Annotated in this window: 15 protein-coding genes, 1 tRNA gene and 1 pseudogene; 10 read left to right on the top strand and 7 right to left on the bottom strand. The window is 39.3% G+C overall.

Annotated elements, in window-relative coordinates; all coding sequences use genetic code 11:
- Window positions 1–182 precede the first annotated feature (182 nt).
- From GQR47_RS19585 to GQR47_RS19565, 5 genes are all read right to left on the bottom strand, one after another.
- Complete coding sequence (locus tag GQR47_RS19585) at window positions 183–1475, bottom strand: ATP-binding protein (RefSeq protein ID WP_024597093.1); 1293 nt, start codon at window positions 1473–1475, stop codon at window positions 183–185.
- A gap of 19 nt (window positions 1476–1494) precedes the next feature.
- Window positions 1495–2199, bottom strand: a complete 705-nt coding sequence (locus GQR47_RS19580; RefSeq protein WP_024597092.1) for a response regulator transcription factor — start codon at window positions 2197–2199, stop codon at window positions 1495–1497.
- Window positions 2200–2223: 24 nt separating this feature from the next.
- Window positions 2224–2607 carry a DUF3019 domain-containing protein gene (locus GQR47_RS19575; RefSeq protein WP_024597091.1) on the bottom strand — a complete coding sequence of 128 codons (384 nt, stop codon included), beginning with the start codon at window positions 2605–2607 and terminating at the stop codon, window positions 2224–2226.
- Window positions 2597–3379 (bottom strand): MipA/OmpV family protein, encoded by a 783-nt coding sequence (locus GQR47_RS19570; protein WP_004335751.1) that lies wholly within the window; start codon window positions 3377–3379, stop codon window positions 2597–2599. The genes GQR47_RS19575 and GQR47_RS19570 overlap by 11 nt, the downstream gene beginning before the upstream one ends.
- Before the next feature lie 478 nt (window positions 3380–3857).
- A complete protein-coding gene (locus tag GQR47_RS19565; RefSeq protein WP_002963149.1) occupies window positions 3858–4661 on the bottom strand; it encodes a hypothetical protein in 804 nt (267 codons plus the stop codon).
- A 112-nt stretch (window positions 4662–4773) separates the two neighbouring features.
- Between GQR47_RS19565 and GQR47_RS19560 the strand changes: the two genes are divergently transcribed.
- Window positions 4774–5928 carry a serine hydrolase domain-containing protein gene (locus GQR47_RS19560; protein WP_024597089.1) on the top strand — a complete coding sequence of 385 codons (1155 nt, stop codon included), beginning with the start codon at window positions 4774–4776 and terminating at the stop codon, window positions 5926–5928.
- The gene (locus tag GQR47_RS19555; protein ID WP_002963152.1) at window positions 5925–6425 is read left to right on the top strand and encodes a histidine phosphatase family protein; all 501 of its coding nucleotides are present in this window, start codon (window positions 5925–5927) and stop codon (window positions 6423–6425) included. The genes GQR47_RS19560 and GQR47_RS19555 overlap by 4 nt, the downstream gene beginning before the upstream one ends.
- 82 nt (window positions 6426–6507) lie before the next feature.
- On the opposite strand, the gene yhbY is transcribed toward GQR47_RS19555, so the two are convergent.
- The gene (yhbY, locus tag GQR47_RS19550) at window positions 6508–6804 is read right to left on the bottom strand and encodes a ribosome assembly RNA-binding protein YhbY (protein ID WP_002963153.1); all 297 of its coding nucleotides are present in this window, start codon (window positions 6802–6804) and stop codon (window positions 6508–6510) included.
- A gap of 88 nt (window positions 6805–6892) precedes the next feature.
- Between yhbY and rlmE the strand changes: the two genes are divergently transcribed.
- The 8 genes from rlmE (at window position 6893) to GQR47_RS19510 (ending at window position 14982) form a co-directional block, all read left to right on the top strand.
- Window positions 6893–7522: a 23S rRNA (uridine(2552)-2'-O)-methyltransferase RlmE gene (gene rlmE / locus GQR47_RS19545; protein ID WP_002963155.1), complete on the top strand. Its 630-nt coding sequence runs from the start codon at window positions 6893–6895 to the stop codon at window positions 7520–7522.
- Window positions 7523–7588: 66 nt separating this feature from the next.
- Complete coding sequence (gene ftsH / locus GQR47_RS19540; protein ID WP_033013425.1) at window positions 7589–9532, top strand: ATP-dependent zinc metalloprotease FtsH; 1944 nt, start codon at window positions 7589–7591, stop codon at window positions 9530–9532.
- 79 nt (window positions 9533–9611) lie between these two features.
- Window positions 9612–10457 (top strand): dihydropteroate synthase, encoded by an 846-nt coding sequence (folP, locus tag GQR47_RS19535; RefSeq protein ID WP_154903580.1) that lies wholly within the window; start codon window positions 9612–9614, stop codon window positions 10455–10457.
- A complete protein-coding gene (gene glmM / locus GQR47_RS19530) occupies window positions 10457–11806 on the top strand; it encodes a phosphoglucosamine mutase (RefSeq protein WP_002962765.1) in 1350 nt (449 codons plus the stop codon). The genes folP and glmM overlap by 1 nt, the downstream gene beginning before the upstream one ends.
- Window positions 11807–11877: 71 nt before the next feature.
- Window positions 11878–12627 (top strand): triose-phosphate isomerase, encoded by a 750-nt coding sequence (gene tpiA / locus GQR47_RS19525; RefSeq protein ID WP_002962767.1) that lies wholly within the window; start codon window positions 11878–11880, stop codon window positions 12625–12627.
- A 1-nt stretch (window position 12628) separates the two neighbouring features.
- Window positions 12629–12982, top strand: a complete 354-nt coding sequence (gene secG, locus GQR47_RS19520) for a preprotein translocase subunit SecG (RefSeq protein ID WP_002962769.1) — start codon at window positions 12629–12631, stop codon at window positions 12980–12982.
- Between the two features lie 80 nt (window positions 12983–13062).
- Window positions 13063–13147, top strand: a tRNA-Leu gene (locus GQR47_RS19515).
- 209 nt (window positions 13148–13356) lie between these two features.
- Window positions 13357–14982 carry a methyl-accepting chemotaxis protein gene (locus tag GQR47_RS19510; RefSeq protein ID WP_165724376.1) on the top strand — a complete coding sequence of 542 codons (1626 nt, stop codon included), beginning with the start codon at window positions 13357–13359 and terminating at the stop codon, window positions 14980–14982.
- Between the two features lie 227 nt (window positions 14983–15209).
- Here the strand turns inward: GQR47_RS19510 and GQR47_RS19505 are convergent.
- Window positions 15210–15540: pseudogene (locus tag GQR47_RS19505) on the bottom strand (hypothetical protein); the annotation flags it as partial.

Below are 15540 nucleotides of genomic sequence, written 5' to 3'. Positions count from 1 at the left end.
TCATCACCTGCTCCGAATTTATCATTGAGCAGGTATTTTTAGATAATCAGAACATCGATGCTAGGTGTGGTTCGCTAGACGCTTACGTTATAACCATCGATTTTAATTGTTGTTATTAAGTCGTTTAAAATAACGAGTTGATTTTGTTTAATAATTGTTAATTACAGTCTGTAACTATTGCTTTACGGATTATGGTGCTGTGCAATAGTGAGAGTAAAGCACGCCCCCCCTAACTGGGTGCTTTTACTTACTTTAACGCTGCCATGATGCCAATCAGCTACCTTGGTAACAATGGCTAGGCCAAGGCCATAACTCTTATCGGCTCTGTTACGGTGATCTTCCTCTCTAAAAAATGGGCTAAATACATTACTAAAGTTCTCTTGTGCGATACCTGGGCCGTCATCTTCTACCGTTATTATAAGCTGTTGCTCGTGTAACTTTGCACTGAGGTAAATATGTTGGTTTGCAAAATCACATGCGTTAGTTAATAAGTTAGTAATTGCACGGGCCAGCCAGTGAAGATCTGCATTTATTATTTTATCTGTACTATTGAGTTGTACGTTGAGCATTTGCATTTCAAGTTTTGGTGCAAGTTGAACTAAAATATCTTCAAGGTAGGATTTAATATTGGTTGATGAATAGGTTAGTTTATTCGCGTTTTGCTCTAAAGTAGCAAATGCTAAATAGCTACTAAGCATCGATTCCATATGATCTAAATCGTTTTCCATACGGGTTAAATACTGTTTTACTTTTTGCTCATCATGGCTATCTAATGCCGCATCTAAACCAAATCGCAGGCACGCGATAGGAGTGCGTATGTCGTGAGACAAGCTTGAGGCCATTAGTTTGTTTTCGGCGACAAGTTTCTCTATTTGGCTAGCCATGCGGTTAAAAGTAAGTTCTACATCTTTTATATAGGTAAAGTGCGATACCTTTATTCGGGCATGAACATTACCAGAGGCAAACTTTTTAGCGGCTTCATTTAAGACAGTTAGCCGTTTAGCTAAGGGCGCGATAATAAACCCCATAAATACACATAGGCCTGCGTAAAATAGTAGAGTTAATATAATGTCGTTATGCTGCTCGCTATCAAAAATTTTATCTAAGCGCATTGATAAGTGAAAAGGATTTAAAACGTCGCTACTATAAAGCATATAAAAGCCTTGCTGATCTTCTAAAATCAGCCCACCTGGCGTGTGCATTTGTAATAATAAAGAAGGTGGTAAAGCGAGTGACTCATTTGGCTTGTAGTCAATTAAAACATCAAACTCTCGGGCTAGTTGTTTTACATAATCGCTGCGCTCAGATGTAGGTATGTTAGCTAACTGCTTATTAAAACCCATGATCATTTTACTTTGCTGACTAAATTCATCTTGTGGGGTATGCGCTTGTTGACTAAAAGCATCAATAAGCCAGCCCAATACCACAATAGATAAAAGTGCACTGCCTAGAAGCGATATATAAAACTTTTTCATTTATTTATTCATCGCTCTATTACCACGCGGTAGAAACAAGTAAATATCCACGGCCCCAAATAGTTTTAATTTTTTCGGGGTTTTGTGGATCATCATTAAATTTTTTACGAAGTGCAGAAATAAGTACATCAACACTTCTATCAAGCCCGTCGTACTCTCTACCTTTCGTCGCTTTAAATACGGCATCGCGTGAGACAACTTGACCTGCATTGCTTGCAAGGTAGTGTAATAATAGATATTCGGCGCTTGATATGTTTATATCTTGCTCGTTAAGGGTCACATTTCTAGATTCGGTATTAATACTAAGTGCACCAACTTGAATAACGCTTTGGCTAACCTGTGGCTTATTTGGCTCATTGTTTTGACGCAGTGCTGCTTTTATTCGCGCTAGTAATGCACGCGGACGCACCGGTTTCATTATGTAGTCGCTTGCGCCAACTTCTAAACCAATAACTTCATCCATCTCTTCATCGCGTGCGGTGAGCATTATAATAGGCGAATTATAAAAGCTACGAAGCTCTCTACATACGCTGATACCATCTTGCCCCGGGAGCATAATATCAAGGAGCACAATATTTGGGTTTAACGTTTTGACCTGGCTAACAACTTCGTCACCACGATGACAAACATGCGTTGTATAGCCTTGCTCTGTTAAATATTCAGCAACCCATTGCGCTAGTGATGCATCGTCTTCAACAAGTAAAATAGTGCCGTAGTTATCCATAAAATATCCCTAATGCGATTGGTATTAAAATAGTCGCCAGCGGCGTTTTTTTTGTCTGTTTTGATAAACCCATTGTAGTTTTACTTCTGCTGTACTGATGACTTTGGATGTATTGCTATCAAATAGTTCAAATGAAATGCTTTGCTGTGAGTCAAAAGCATAATTAAAAGTACCACTTTGTTGCTTTAGCCAACATTGCATAATGTACTTTGAAGTTGCATCGCGTAGGCAGTAATTGCCAATGATAGGTTGCTCCCACGTAAGTGTGACATCGGCATAGCAATTACGCCCTTCGCGCAGTGCAACACAAGTGTCGGGTAGTGCTATGAGTGCTTCAGGGGGGTCCTGCGCTTTAACAGTAAAGGTACTGGGAAAGATCAGTAATACCCAGATCCATCTAAAATACATAACGTAGGCCTACCTTGGCTTTATGTTGATATCCTTGGGAAATAATTGGGCTGTCGTCAATTTCTTTTGAAAACCATGTAGTAAGCCAACCGGATAAAAACACCCAATCTTGGCTTATTGGATATTCAGCATGGAACTCAAAGATAATACTAGTACTGGCATTGCTGGTATAAATCGGGCGAAGGCTGGTGGCTTCATCGCTATCAATGCCAAAGTAATAATTGGTAAAGTCAGCAGAGTAGGCGCTTAAACCAACACCAGACCTAAACTCCCAGTTTCGCCATGGCAAAATGTGGCTAAAAAAGCTATTTATAACCCAGCCATTATGGGCACCAGATATGTCATGAAGGTATTCAAAGGAGAATTGTGAGTTTTCAAATCGGCGCGAGAGCCTAAGACCAACATCAAAATCGTAATTACGTTTTTTAATACCTTGGAGTTCTTTTATAACACCGTGGTTATAAAACCCGAGGCCTTTTTCGTCAAACCCAGCTTGAGTATTTGTGCCAAGTATATCTAAGCCCCAATCAAATTTATCTATAAGGCTGTAACCAATTACAAGACCACCGCTGAGTTGATTGTGATCAAAATCAAGATAAAATTTATCGTAAGAAACAGCAAGACTTAAATCAAGCTCAACGCCTTTATCGTAAGATTCGATACCGATTAGGTAAGAATCTTCAATATAAAAGCCTGCACCTGCACTCCAATCCCACGCAAAGCCTTGGGTTGGTTCTAACGTATTGTCTGCATAATAGCGATTACTTGCCATACTTGTGGTGCTAAAAATAAAGCAAAAAAGCAATGTTATGCTAACTAAAGTATGGTTAAGCAAAGTGTTTTTCATCCCTATGGGGCCTAATTATTATTTGTTATTAAGCGTAGTATATTGTTAATTCGTTCCTTTAATCTGTAAAAAAATGTAGTAAGTGTTAGGTCTGTTGAACTTTCAAGGTTAAATTTTCAGCAGCCTGTTTGGTATTTAGGCAAGGCAGAGCCTATGCAGTGTGGCTATTCCCCATAAATGGGCGATAACGTAGCATTAATGCCAAACAGGCGCTGCCCAAAGTGTTTTTCCTAAGGGCTATTTACGCTTTGTTGCTCGGTTTTTACTTATTCTTACATGGATGTAAGCCATTAGAATAACGCAGGAGCAGTTATCGAGCCCACTAGGTTACAAACCTAGCGCCGCGATTAAATAGCCCCTAGTTTGAACAAATTTTAATTCGTAAAGATCAACAGACCCTAATTTACTGAACTTTAATTTTATCGATTAATATACTGCTTAAGTAAAACTGCATCATAGGCGTTAATGCGCTTACTTCTGTTCTGTTACATGGACCACTAAGCTTGGCAAGGCTAGATAACTTTGACAACGTTTTGTACTGAGGAATTTGAATGTCTTTTCCAAGTCTTTCCATGCGGGCTTCATCAGTATTTTGCTGATGGACAAAAGCGACAACCTCAAGCTCATTAGTTATTTTTTGCTCTTCGGTGAAACTATAAACTAGTGGCTCACGATGAAAACTTGCACTATCAATAGAAGATTTAGCAAACCAAACAACATCACCCGATGCTTTGTGTGTGAGGCGCATACTTACTTGTGCAAATATTGCAGCACATTCCTGAGTTGGGTATTGCTGAGCAATATCTGAATATAATGTAAAAGGGTTCTCAGGTTGCTTTATTGCGTACTTAACATCGTCAGTGAAAGTTAAATCAAGTTGCTGAATAGTTAGTGTGTAGTCGCTGTTATTTTTAGTGGTTACTTTTAGCTGTTTATCGTTAAGTGCTTGGCTAATTTGCGATAAAAGTTTATCGGTTACACTTGCCTTATCGGTAATAATTTTTACTGTTTGGTTTCTAACTACCTTATGTGCAGGAAGTTGAACGGATTTAACTTTTGGGGATGAGTGTTCTGTGGTGTACTCAAGCTGGTAGGTCTGACTTTTTAATGTTGGCTTTAATGGCATAGCCAGTGGCTCGGCCGGCTGCTTTGTAAGAGTACAACCAGTTGATAATATAACAAAAAGTGACACAACTAAAAAACGCATAAGTACTAAACACTCACTAAAAACCAAATAATCGTCGTATTGTACGTTAGTCCAAACAAAACTTCATGATATTATCTACATAGATGTAGTTAAAAAGATAAAATTTATAAAAATGAAGTATCTCAAATCTTTATTGTATAGCCTACCTGCTTTGTGTTTGTTGTTTAGCTCTGTGAGTTTTGCAGCAAAAGCAGATCCTGATTGGGATGCATTTGTAAAAAAGTACGGCCGTTATGCGCAAAAAAAACTGAAAAATAAAGGTATACCAGGCGCTGCACTTTCGATTGTAAGTACAAACAACTCAGACTACATCCACACCATGGGTGTAACTAAAACCCGAAATGGACAAAAAGTAAATAAGCATACCCGGTTTAGGCTCGCGTCTGTTTCTAAAACATTTGCAGGCTCGTTATCAGCTAAATTAGCCAATGAGGGTTTACTTAAATTAGATAAAGCTGTTAGCGATTACATAACTGAGTTCAAAGGGACTGTTTATCAAGATGATTTAAAGGTATTTCACCTTCTAAGTCATGCAAGTGGGTTAGTGCCTAATGCGTACGATAATTTGATAGAGTCTCGTATGGATTACCCCAGTATTGTTGAAAAATTACTTAGTGTTAAACCTATTTGCAAACCAGGCGAATGTTACGGTTATCAAAATGTTATGTTTAGCCTTATAGGTAATGTGATATTACAAAGCAGTGGTAAAAGTTACGCGCAGTGGTTACGGGAAACTATTTTTGCGCCTTTAAAAATGAGTGATGCCAGCTTAGGTTTTGAATCTATGGTTCAGGATGAAAATTACGCATTACCACACGTGCGCGGTACAAAACGTTGGTATAGCGCTAAGCTTAAAAAAAATTATTATAAAGTGGGACCTGCAGCGGGTGTAAACGCAAGCGCAAATGACATGGCCATTTGGTTAAAAGCCCAGCTAGGGCAATACCCAGATGTTTTGTCATTGGATACTCTAGCAAAGCAAACGCGTCCTTATACACATACAAAAAAAGAAATGCATCGCAGGGTGTGGAAAAAACACCTTAATGAGGCTTATTACGGACTAGGTTGGCGGGTTTATAATTACGCTGATGAAACGCTTTACTATCATAGTGGCTGGGTGCAAGGATATAGAAGCGATGTGGTTGTGTTTCCCCACTTAAATGTTGGTTTTAGTTTAATCGTTAATGCTGAAACCGGCGTAATAAATGAATTAACAACTGAATTTATCGACAGGCTATTAGAATACAAACGAGGTAAAAAAATATGAATAAAATAATATTAGCAATCACTTTTTTAGCCTTGTCATTTAATTGTAGTTTGGCATTTGCCGCACCTGACGAGGTATATTTGTTTCGTCATAGCGAAAAGTTAACGGGGAAAAACCCAGCGCTCTCAGAAGAGGGGAAGGCACGTGCAAATAATTTAGTTACTTTGTTTAAAGAACATCAAAATATACATCTTTTTAGCAGCAACTATAAACGCACGTTGCAGACAGCCGCACCTTTGCAGGCACATTTTAATACCAAATTAAATGTGTATAACGCAGGTGAGCTAGGTGATTTAAAAAATGAGTTACTCAAACTAAAGGGTGTAGTTGTTGTTATTGGGCACAGTAATACGACGCCGCAACTGGCTGAACTACTCTCCAATGAAAAAGTGCCAGCTATGAGTGAGACACAATTTACTCAGTATTTTATATTGCATAATAAGCCCAGAAGTAATGGCACTGATTATGATGTAACGCACCATACAATGAGCTTTTAAATTAAAAAGTGTTATATAACAAAAAACCAGCATTAAGCTGGTTTTTTAATTTAAACGTACTAAATCCTTTAAATAGGATTAATTAGTTACGTGGTAAATGTATTTTTTTCTCAACACTTTGACGATAAAGCACAATAGTGTGACCTATCGTTTGTAGCTTAGTCGCACCAGTTTCACGTACGATTGCTTCAAAAATAAGTGCTTTTGTTTCACGATCATCAGTTGGAACTTTAACTTTGATTAATTCGTGAATTTCTAATGCACTTTGAATTTCGACTACTACGCCTTCGGTTAAACCGTTAGAACCTAGTAAAACTACAGGCTTGAGGCTATGTGCCTGACCTTTTAAAAACTGCTTTTGTTTGTTTGATAATGTCATGTTTATACAAATTTTGCTGAATATGGCTTGAATTAAGGGTATTCTAACGCCATCTAGAGAATATTACTAATTAGTTGCGTGTTAATTTATGACAAATAAAAAACAGTCAGCCAGTTCACAGCGATGGCTGAAAGAACATTTTGATGATAAATATGTTCAAGAAGCGCAAAAAAAAGGCTGGCGTTCACGAGCGGTTTTTAAATTAGATGAAGTACAAAATAGAGATAAGTTACTTCGCCCTGGTATGACCGTTGTTGATTTAGGAGCAGCTCCAGGAAGCTGGTCACAGTATTTGGCAGAAAAAGTAGGTGACAAAGGTCAAGTAATTGCCTGTGACATATTACCTATGGACTCACTTGCGGGTGTTGACTTTTTACAAGGTGACTTTCGTGAAGAAGCTGTGTTAAATGCGTTGCTAAAACGTATTGATGGTAAAAATGTTGATGTGGTACTCTCTGACATGGCACCAAATATGAGTGGTAATAACTCAGTAGATCAAGCGGGTAGTATGTATTTGGTAGAACTTGCGCTGGATATGTGTAGTCAAGTACTAAAGAAAAATGGCGCATTTATTGTTAAGGTTTTCCAAGGTGAAGGCTTTGATCAATACTTGCAAGATGTACGTAATAGTTTTAAAGCAGTGAAAATACGCAAACCTGATGCCTCACGTGCCCGTTCTCGGGAAGTATATATAGTAGCGACTGGATACAAACTGTAGTACAGTTGCTTGGCGTTTAGTTGAATTTAAATTAATTGGATACAAGAGGTTAACCCCTTGAGCGATATGGCGAAAAATTTAATACTATGGCTGGTGATTGCAGTTGTGCTGATGTCAGTCTTTCAGAGCTTTAATGGTGGCGAGCAAGTTGATCGTCAAACAAGTTACACTCAATTTGTTAAAGATGTCCGCAGTGGCTCTTTACAAGAAGTTATTATCGACCGCGGTACAGGAAATATTACTGGTACTAAGAGCAGTGGTGAGCGTTTTCAAACAACGATGCCAATGTACGATGAAGACTTAATAAATGATTTACTTAAAAATGATGTAAATGTGAAGGGTGTACAACCTGAAGAACAATCATTCTTAGCAAGTATATTTATTTCTTGGTTCCCGATGATACTGCTTATAGGTGTATGGATATTCTTCATGCGTCAAATGCAAGGCGGTGGCGGTAAAGGCGCTATGTCATTTGGTAAGAGTAAAGCCCGTTTAATGAGCGAAGATCAAATTAAAACCACGTTTGCAGATGTTGCTGGTTGTGATGAAGCGAAAGAAGATGTTACCGAATTGGTAGACTTTTTACGTGACCCTTCTAAGTTTCAAAAGCTTGGCGGTAGTATTCCTAAGGGCGTACTAATGGTTGGTCCTCCTGGTACTGGTAAAACGTTACTTGCAAAGGCTGTTGCGGGTGAAGCGAAAGTACCGTTTTTTACAATTTCTGGTTCAGATTTTGTTGAAATGTTTGTCGGTGTTGGTGCGTCACGTGTACGTGATATGTTTGAACAAGCTAAAAAAGCGGCACCTTGTATTATCTTTATAGATGAGATTGATGCGGTTGGTCGTAAACGTGGCGCAGGTATGGGCGGCGGTAACGATGAACGTGAGCAAACACTCAACCAAATGCTAGTAGAAATGGATGGTTTTGGTGGTAACGAAGGTATTATCGTTATTGCGGCAACTAACCGACCAGATGTTCTAGACCCTGCATTACTTCGTCCAGGTCGTTTTGACCGTCAAGTAGAAGTAGGTTTACCTGATATACGTGGTCGTGAGCAAATACTTAAAGTACACATGCGTAAAGTGCCATTAGGCGATAACGTAGAAGCGGCTCTTATAGCACGTGGAACACCTGGTTTTTCTGGCGCTGATTTAGCGAACTTAGTAAACGAAGCTGCACTTTATGCTGCACGTGGTAATAAACGTGTTGTAAGTATGGCTGAATTTGACGCTGCTAAAGATAAAATCATGATGGGCGCAGAGCGCAAAACCATGGTGATGAGCGAGCAAGAAAAAGAAATGACAGCATATCACGAAGCAGGCCACGCAATTGTGGGCCGTATGGTTCCTGAACATGATCCAGTTTACAAAGTATCTATTATTCCACGTGGCCGTGCGCTAGGTGTAACAATGTACTTGCCTGAACAAGACCGTGTTAGTCATTCAAAAGAACTTTTAGAATCAATGATTTCAAGCCTTTATGGTGGCCGTATTGCTGAAGCGCTTATTTATGGTGCTGACAAAGTAACAACGGGTGCAAGTAACGATATTGAGCGCGCAACTGATATTGCACGTAAAATGGTTACACATTGGGGTTTAAGTGAAAAGCTAGGTCCATTGCTTTACGCTGAAGATCAAAACGAGATGTATATGGGTGGTGGCGGAAGCCGTGCATCTAGTATGTCGGATGATACTGCTAAAATAATTGATGCTGAAGTACGCTTGTTTTCAGATCGTAACTACCAAAGAGCAGAAGAAATATTAAAAGAAAATATTGATATTCTTCACTCAATGAAAGACGCGTTAATGAAATACGAAACAATCGACGCTAAGCAAATTGATGATTTAATGGCGCGCCAACCAGTGCGTGAGCCGCGCGATGCTCATGACCGCCATGAAGCTAAGCCGGTAAAAGAGCAAGAACCTCAAGAGCCAGTGCTTGATGAAAGTCAAAAAGCGGATGATTCATCGAAAAAAGATGAAACAAACCTTGATGATAAAGCTGAATAATCGTTAAAATAGTTAGTGAAAGCCCCGAATTTCGGGGCTTTTTTGTATCAGCTATTTAGAAAAAGAATAAAGGTTGGCAATGACTAATATATTAAAGCTTCCCAGAGGACGTACGCTCAATATTGAAAAGCCTGTTATTATGGGAATATTGAATGTAACGCCAGACTCATTTTCTGACGGCGGGCAGTTTTTAGACCCCAAAATAGCGCTAAAGCGCGCAATGCAATTGTTAGGGGATGGTGCGCAAATTTTAGACATTGGGGGAGAGTCTACCCGCCCCGGCGCGCCAGATGTGAGTTTGAAAGATGAACTAGCCCGAGTAATTCCTGCTATTAAAGCGATACGTGAGTACAGTGATTGCGTTATTTCAATTGATACCAGTAAAGCACAAGTAATGGAGCAAGCAATACTCGCTGGGGCAGATATAGTCAATGATGTAAGAGCTCTACAAGAAATAAACGCCTTAGAAACGGTTGCGCAGTATGAAGATGTAGCAATTTGTTTAATGCATATGCAAGGGCAACCCCGCAGCATGCAGTGCGCACCTCATTACGACAATCTGTTTGCAGATATAAATATGTTTTTTAGTGAACGTATTAAAGCATGTGAAACAGCAGGGATTAAGTTTGAGCGACTTATTCTAGACCCTGGTTTTGGATTTGGAAAAACACTTAGCCATAACTATCAAATATTGGCTAAGTTTGATGATTTTAACAAGTTAGGTTTGCCATTATTGGCCGGATTATCTCGTAAGTCGATGATAGGTAATCTATTAAATAGAGAAACAAATGAGCGATTAGCGGGCAGCTTAGCGGGTGCGTTAATCGCGGCGCAAAATGGCGCAAAAATTATTCGTGTACATGACGTTAAAGAAACCGCAGACGTACTTGGTGTATATCAAGCCTGCGAGAAAGGAATTGCATAATGAAAGAAAGAAAATATTTTGGTACTGATGGCGTACGTGGTCTAGTAGGAACGCCACCTATTAACCCTGAGTTTGCAATGAAGTTGGGTTGGGCTGCAGGGCGCGTATTATCTCAAAGTGGTACTAAAAAAGTCATTATAGGTAAAGATACGCGTATTTCTGGCTACATGCTTGAAACTGCACTTGAGGCTGGTTTAATTGCCGCTGGTATTGATGTTGTATTACTGGGTCCAATGCCGACACCTGCAGTTGCGTATTTAGCGCAAACATTTCGTGCAGAGGCAGGTATAGTAATTAGTGCCTCACATAACCCTTATTACGATAACGGTATTAAGTTTTTCAATGGGCAGGGTCTAAAGCTTGACGATGAAGTAGAGCTTCAAATTGAAGCGATGCTTGATGAGCAAATGACATGTGTTGCTTCAGATAAACTAGGTAAAGCTTCGCGTTTAGTTAGTGCAGACGGCCGTTATATAGAGTTTTGTAAGAGCCAGTTCCCCCAAGGGTTATCTTTAGAAGGGCTTAAAATTGTTGTCGATTGCGCAAATGGCGCTACATACCATATAGCTCCTTCTGTCATGCGCGAACTTGGCGCTGAAGTTATAACACATGCATGCGAGCCTAATGGCGTTAATATAAATCATGAATGTGGCGCTACTCATGTAGATACCCTTAAACGCAAAGTGCTTGAATTTAAAGCTGACGTAGGTATTGCATACGATGGGGATGGCGATCGTGTAATGATGGTTGATCATAATGGTCGTGTATTTGATGGTGACGATTTAGTTTATATTATTGCTTGCCAAGCTGCCGAAGATGATATGTTGGGTGGAGGTGTAGTTGGCACTGTAATGTCTAACATGGGTCTTGAAAATGCTTTAAAAGCAAAAGGTATCGAGTTTGCTCGCAGTAAAGTGGGTGACCGCTATGTAATGGAATTACTACAGCAAAAAGGCTGGAAAATTGGCGGTGAAAGCTCAGGCCATGTATTAAATTTAGATTTAATTAGCACGGGTGATGGCATTATATCAAGTTTGCAAGTACTTGCAGCTATGGTTGCACAAAACCGTACACTACAAGATTTGGGTGCTGGTTTTACTAAATATCCAATGAAAATGATTAACGTGCGCTATACCGCTGGAACAGATCCGACAAAAGCGCCAGAGGTACTTTCAGCTGTAGCAGAAGTTGAGCTTGCTTTAGGCGACAAAGGCCGAGTTTTACTGCGCAAATCAGGCACAGAACCTGTTGTTCGTGTTATGGTTGAAGCCGAGCAAGAAAAAATTGTAATAGACAGCGCTCAAAAAATTGCAGCTGTTGTAGAATCTATGAGCAAACAGACTGATTAATAACAATAACCTCTTGTAACTTTGGGCGAGAAAAGTTAATATCTCGCCCGCTTTCTAATGTGGAGTGGAAAATGGCAATACGCAAGGCGATGGTCGCAGGCAACTGGAAAATGAATGGTTCGTTAGAGCTAGTTAAACAAATGTCTGATGCTATTAACGATGTAAAATCACAAGAGATGGACATTGTTTTATTTCCTCCATTCCCACTTGTACCAGCGATGATAGCTAGTGGTGTTTCTACAGGCGCTCAAACTGTTTCTGAAAATACACCTGGTGCGTTTACCGGAGAAGTAGACGGACAGCTTCTAAAAGATTTAGGTGCAACTTACGTACTCGTTGGTCATTCTGAACGCCGCAGTATTTATAACGAAAGTAATGAAACTGTCGCTGAAAAGTTTGCTAGAGCACAAGAAGTTGGGTTAACACCAATTTTATGTGTTGGCGAAAGTGAAAGTGAGCAAGAAAACGGTCAAACCGAACAAGTCGTTGCTGCACAAATTGATGCAGTAATTGAAAAATTAGGTGTAGCAGCACTGAAAGATTCTGTGATAGCATACGAGCCCGTTTGGGCCATAGGCACAGGTAAGACTGCATCGCCAGAGCAGGCACAAACTGTTCATAAATTTATCCGTGATAAAATTGCTGCACTTGATAGCACTTTAGCACAAGGGCTTTCCATCTTATATGGTGGTAGCGTTAATGAAAAAAATAGCGAATTATTATTTGCACAAACAGATATAGATGGCGGCTTAATTGGCGGCGCAAGTCTAAAAGCGGAATCTTTTTCTGCAATCTGTAACAGTGCAAAAGGGACTGTATAAGATGTACGAAATTTTATTAGTAGTTTATTTAGTTGTGGCTCTAGCTCTAGTTGGAATGGTTTTAATTCAACAAGGTAAAGGCGCAGATATGGGTTCTTCATTTGGTGCTGGTGCTTCAGGCACGGTTTTTGGTTCGTCTGGTGCTGGTAACTTTATGACAAAAACAACCACAAGCTTAGCAACAGTATTTTTTGTTTTAAGCATTGTGCTAGGTAACCTAACTGCAGGTCAAATTAAAAAGACTGACGAGTGGGAAAACCTAGAAGCAGCTCCTGCAGTAGAAACTGTAGTTCCTGTTGAAGAAGATGTTCCGGTAACATCTACGAAAGAGCAAAGCTCTGACGTACCGAACTAATTTAGCGTAATGCTATCGTTAAACGATTTATACTACTCAAATAAATCATATGTTTAACAAAAAAGCGAAAGCTTAAAAATGCGGATGTGGTGGAATTGGTAGACACGCCACCTTGAGGGGGTGGTGCTTTAGGGCGTGGGGGTTCAAGTCCCCCCATCCGCACCAAATTTAGAAACCAGTAACAGAAATGTTACTGGTTTTTTTGTGCCTGCGATTTAGATTGAATGTTATTTGTACTTTCTTTTTTTAAAGGGCAATTAGTTATGTAGAATTTTGAATTGTTTGTAAAAAAAACTAGAAATTTTACAAATTTAGTTAACACTTATGAGTAATAAGCCGATAATAGATTTAGACAATAAAATAAGGTATTCACAATGGCTTCAGGCTTCACTTTTCAAAATCTCAGCATAAGTAAAAAAATACATGCGATTACGAGTATTGCTGTCGTTGCATTTTTAGTGATTGTTCTGATCAACTATTTTGCTATGAATGATAATAGAATTGCACTTGATGAAATGGAAAAATCATCCTACAAAGTTGTTAAGTTAACATCTGCTAATGTTGGCATTTTAGAGAAGCTGGACGAACTTTACACCCAAGCCGTAACATTTGGTGAGCAAGATTTAGTCGAGAAAGCATCTGACACATACAAGCAACTTGAGTTGAATATTATTGCGATAGAAAAAATAAATGCCTCTTACATTCACAGTGACACTAAAGAGCAGCTCGCAAATTACGAAAAAATATCAGCGACTATCGCAAATGGCATGGTAAATGGAACAGCAGATTTTAGTAAAATTCAACAACAAGCACAGAGGAAAACAGCGCTTTATACCGATGTCCTAGAAAAGTTTAAGGCAGCACAAGTCAAAGCTGACGATCGCTTTTTTGAACTTGTTGCAAGCACAAAGGACCGTTCTGATTACGCCCTTACGTTAATGTTAGCTGTTTCTATTGTATCGCTTATTTTATTACTCTTTATGGCTATTTGGATAGCTAAGCGAATTGCTTCTTCGGCAAGTGATGCGGCAAATAATTTAAGCTTATTAGCAAGCGGTAAAGGCTCGCTAAGCACTAAATTGACAGTTAACTCTGAAGATGAAATAGGCCAAGTATCTATAAACTTCAACTCTTTTATTGGCATATTGAAAAAAACGGTGTTAGAAATTATCGCGGTTTGCGAACCGTTAATGGAAAACTCTACTCGTTTAGTGCAGGGGATGGAACAAGCGGAGCGTGCAACGACTAAACAAACCACTGATGCTGAGATTGTAAAGCAATCAATGGAAGAGATGAAACAGAGTGTAGGAGATATCTCTCAATCAGCTGCAAGTGCTTCTCATGCAGCGCAAACGGCAGAGAAAGAAGTTGAGCAAAGTAGAACTCAAGTACAAACATCAGTAACCGCTTCTCGTACGTTAAGTGATGAGATTAATCACGCTGCTACAACTATCAATAAATTAGCAGACGATACAAAAAATGTGTCGCAAATATTAAATGTTATTACATCAATAGCGGAGCAAACAAATTTACTTGCACTTAATGCTGCCATTGAGGCTGCCCGTGCTGGTGAGCATGGCCGAGGCTTTGCTGTTGTCGCTGATGAAGTTAGAGAGCTTGCATCGCGAACTGCTCACTCTACAAATGAGATTCGAGAGCTGTTGACTACTTTAACTGAAGCGGCTAACGAATCAGTTACTGCAATGACGACTGCAAGAGATATGGCTACAGATAATGCAACTGCAGCAGAAAAAACGGGCATTTCTATAGAGAAAATTGCAGAGCAAATGCTAGAAATAAATGGGATGAACTCACAAATTGCTGCTGCCACAGAAGAGCAAACATCAGTTGCTGCTATGGTTGTAGAAAACGTGACAAATATGCACGTATCATTTGAAGATACAATGGACTCGCTAACGGCTGTGAGGGATGTAGCTAAAAACCTTCATTACCTTTCAGATAACCTATTAGATGCCACGGCTAAATTTAAAGTTGAGTAATGTAGCTAAATCAATTCCCAGTAATGCTTATTCATTTTGAGAGGGCAGATCAGACGCTAGCTGCGTTAAAATTTCTTATTTAGAATACTAAATAAGAAATTATTTGCCTTGCTATCGACACCGTTTCTCTCCCTCAAAATATTTCACTTAATTGAGCGAATTGTTATTAAAGTTAAGTTATAAAAAAAACCACCGATTAGGTGGCTTTTTTAATTTAATAATAGCAATTAAAAGGTAGCAATCACTTTAACTTTATCAGTTGCTTTACTGCTATCTATATAGCCGATTGAATCACCATTAGCGGCAACAAAGTCAATGACAGCTTGATCTGAATCAAACTTTTCAGGCGGTGTCCCTTTACCTGTAAAAACAAGTTTTGACCAATAGGCATTTAATTGGCTGCTCGATTTACCTACCACTTTCGAATTAAATTCATCAGCAATAGCGGTACCGTTTTGAGTTGCTGGGTTGTGAGCGTCTAGCGAACTACACCTATGTTTTAAAATTCCAGGGTAACAAGCTGTCGATATCGGGCTCAGGCTGGCACAGTTCATCAAG

The organism is Pseudoalteromonas sp. Z1A2, assembly GCF_011378755.1.
GTDB classification, from domain to species: domain Bacteria; phylum Pseudomonadota; class Gammaproteobacteria; order Enterobacterales; family Alteromonadaceae; genus Pseudoalteromonas; species Pseudoalteromonas distincta.
The sequence above is the reverse complement of the archived record's forward strand: the minus strand, read 5'-3'. Positions and strand labels throughout refer to the sequence as shown.

Coding starts and splice junctions, on each gene's coding strand:
- GQR47_RS19585 (WP_024597093.1), bottom strand. CDS start 1,475: ATGAAAAAGTTTTATATATCGCTTCTAGGCAGTGCACTTTTATCTATT.
- GQR47_RS19580 (WP_024597092.1), bottom strand. CDS start 2,199: ATGGATAACTACGGCACTATTTTACTTGTTGAAGACGATGCATCACTA.
- GQR47_RS19575 (WP_024597091.1), bottom strand. CDS start 2,607: ATGTATTTTAGATGGATCTGGGTATTACTGATCTTTCCCAGTACCTTT.
- GQR47_RS19570 (WP_004335751.1), bottom strand. CDS start 3,379: ATGGCAAGTAATCGCTATTATGCAGACAATACGTTAGAACCAACCCAA.
- GQR47_RS19565 (WP_002963149.1), bottom strand. CDS start 4,661: ATGCGTTTTTTAGTTGTGTCACTTTTTGTTATATTATCAACTGGTTGT.
- GQR47_RS19560 (WP_024597089.1), top strand. CDS start 4,774: ATGAAGTATCTCAAATCTTTATTGTATAGCCTACCTGCTTTGTGTTTG.
- GQR47_RS19555 (WP_002963152.1), top strand. CDS start 5,925: ATGAATAAAATAATATTAGCAATCACTTTTTTAGCCTTGTCATTTAAT.
- yhbY (WP_002963153.1), bottom strand. CDS start 6,804: ATGACATTATCAAACAAACAAAAGCAGTTTTTAAAAGGTCAGGCACAT.
- rlmE (WP_002963155.1), top strand. CDS start 6,893: ATGACAAATAAAAAACAGTCAGCCAGTTCACAGCGATGGCTGAAAGAA.
- ftsH (WP_033013425.1), top strand. CDS start 7,589: ATGGCGAAAAATTTAATACTATGGCTGGTGATTGCAGTTGTGCTGATG.
- folP (WP_154903580.1), top strand. CDS start 9,612: ATGACTAATATATTAAAGCTTCCCAGAGGACGTACGCTCAATATTGAA.
- glmM (WP_002962765.1), top strand. CDS start 10,457: ATGAAAGAAAGAAAATATTTTGGTACTGATGGCGTACGTGGTCTAGTA.
- tpiA (WP_002962767.1), top strand. CDS start 11,878: ATGGCAATACGCAAGGCGATGGTCGCAGGCAACTGGAAAATGAATGGT.
- secG (WP_002962769.1), top strand. CDS start 12,629: ATGTACGAAATTTTATTAGTAGTTTATTTAGTTGTGGCTCTAGCTCTA.
- GQR47_RS19510 (WP_165724376.1), top strand. CDS start 13,357: ATGGCTTCAGGCTTCACTTTTCAAAATCTCAGCATAAGTAAAAAAATA.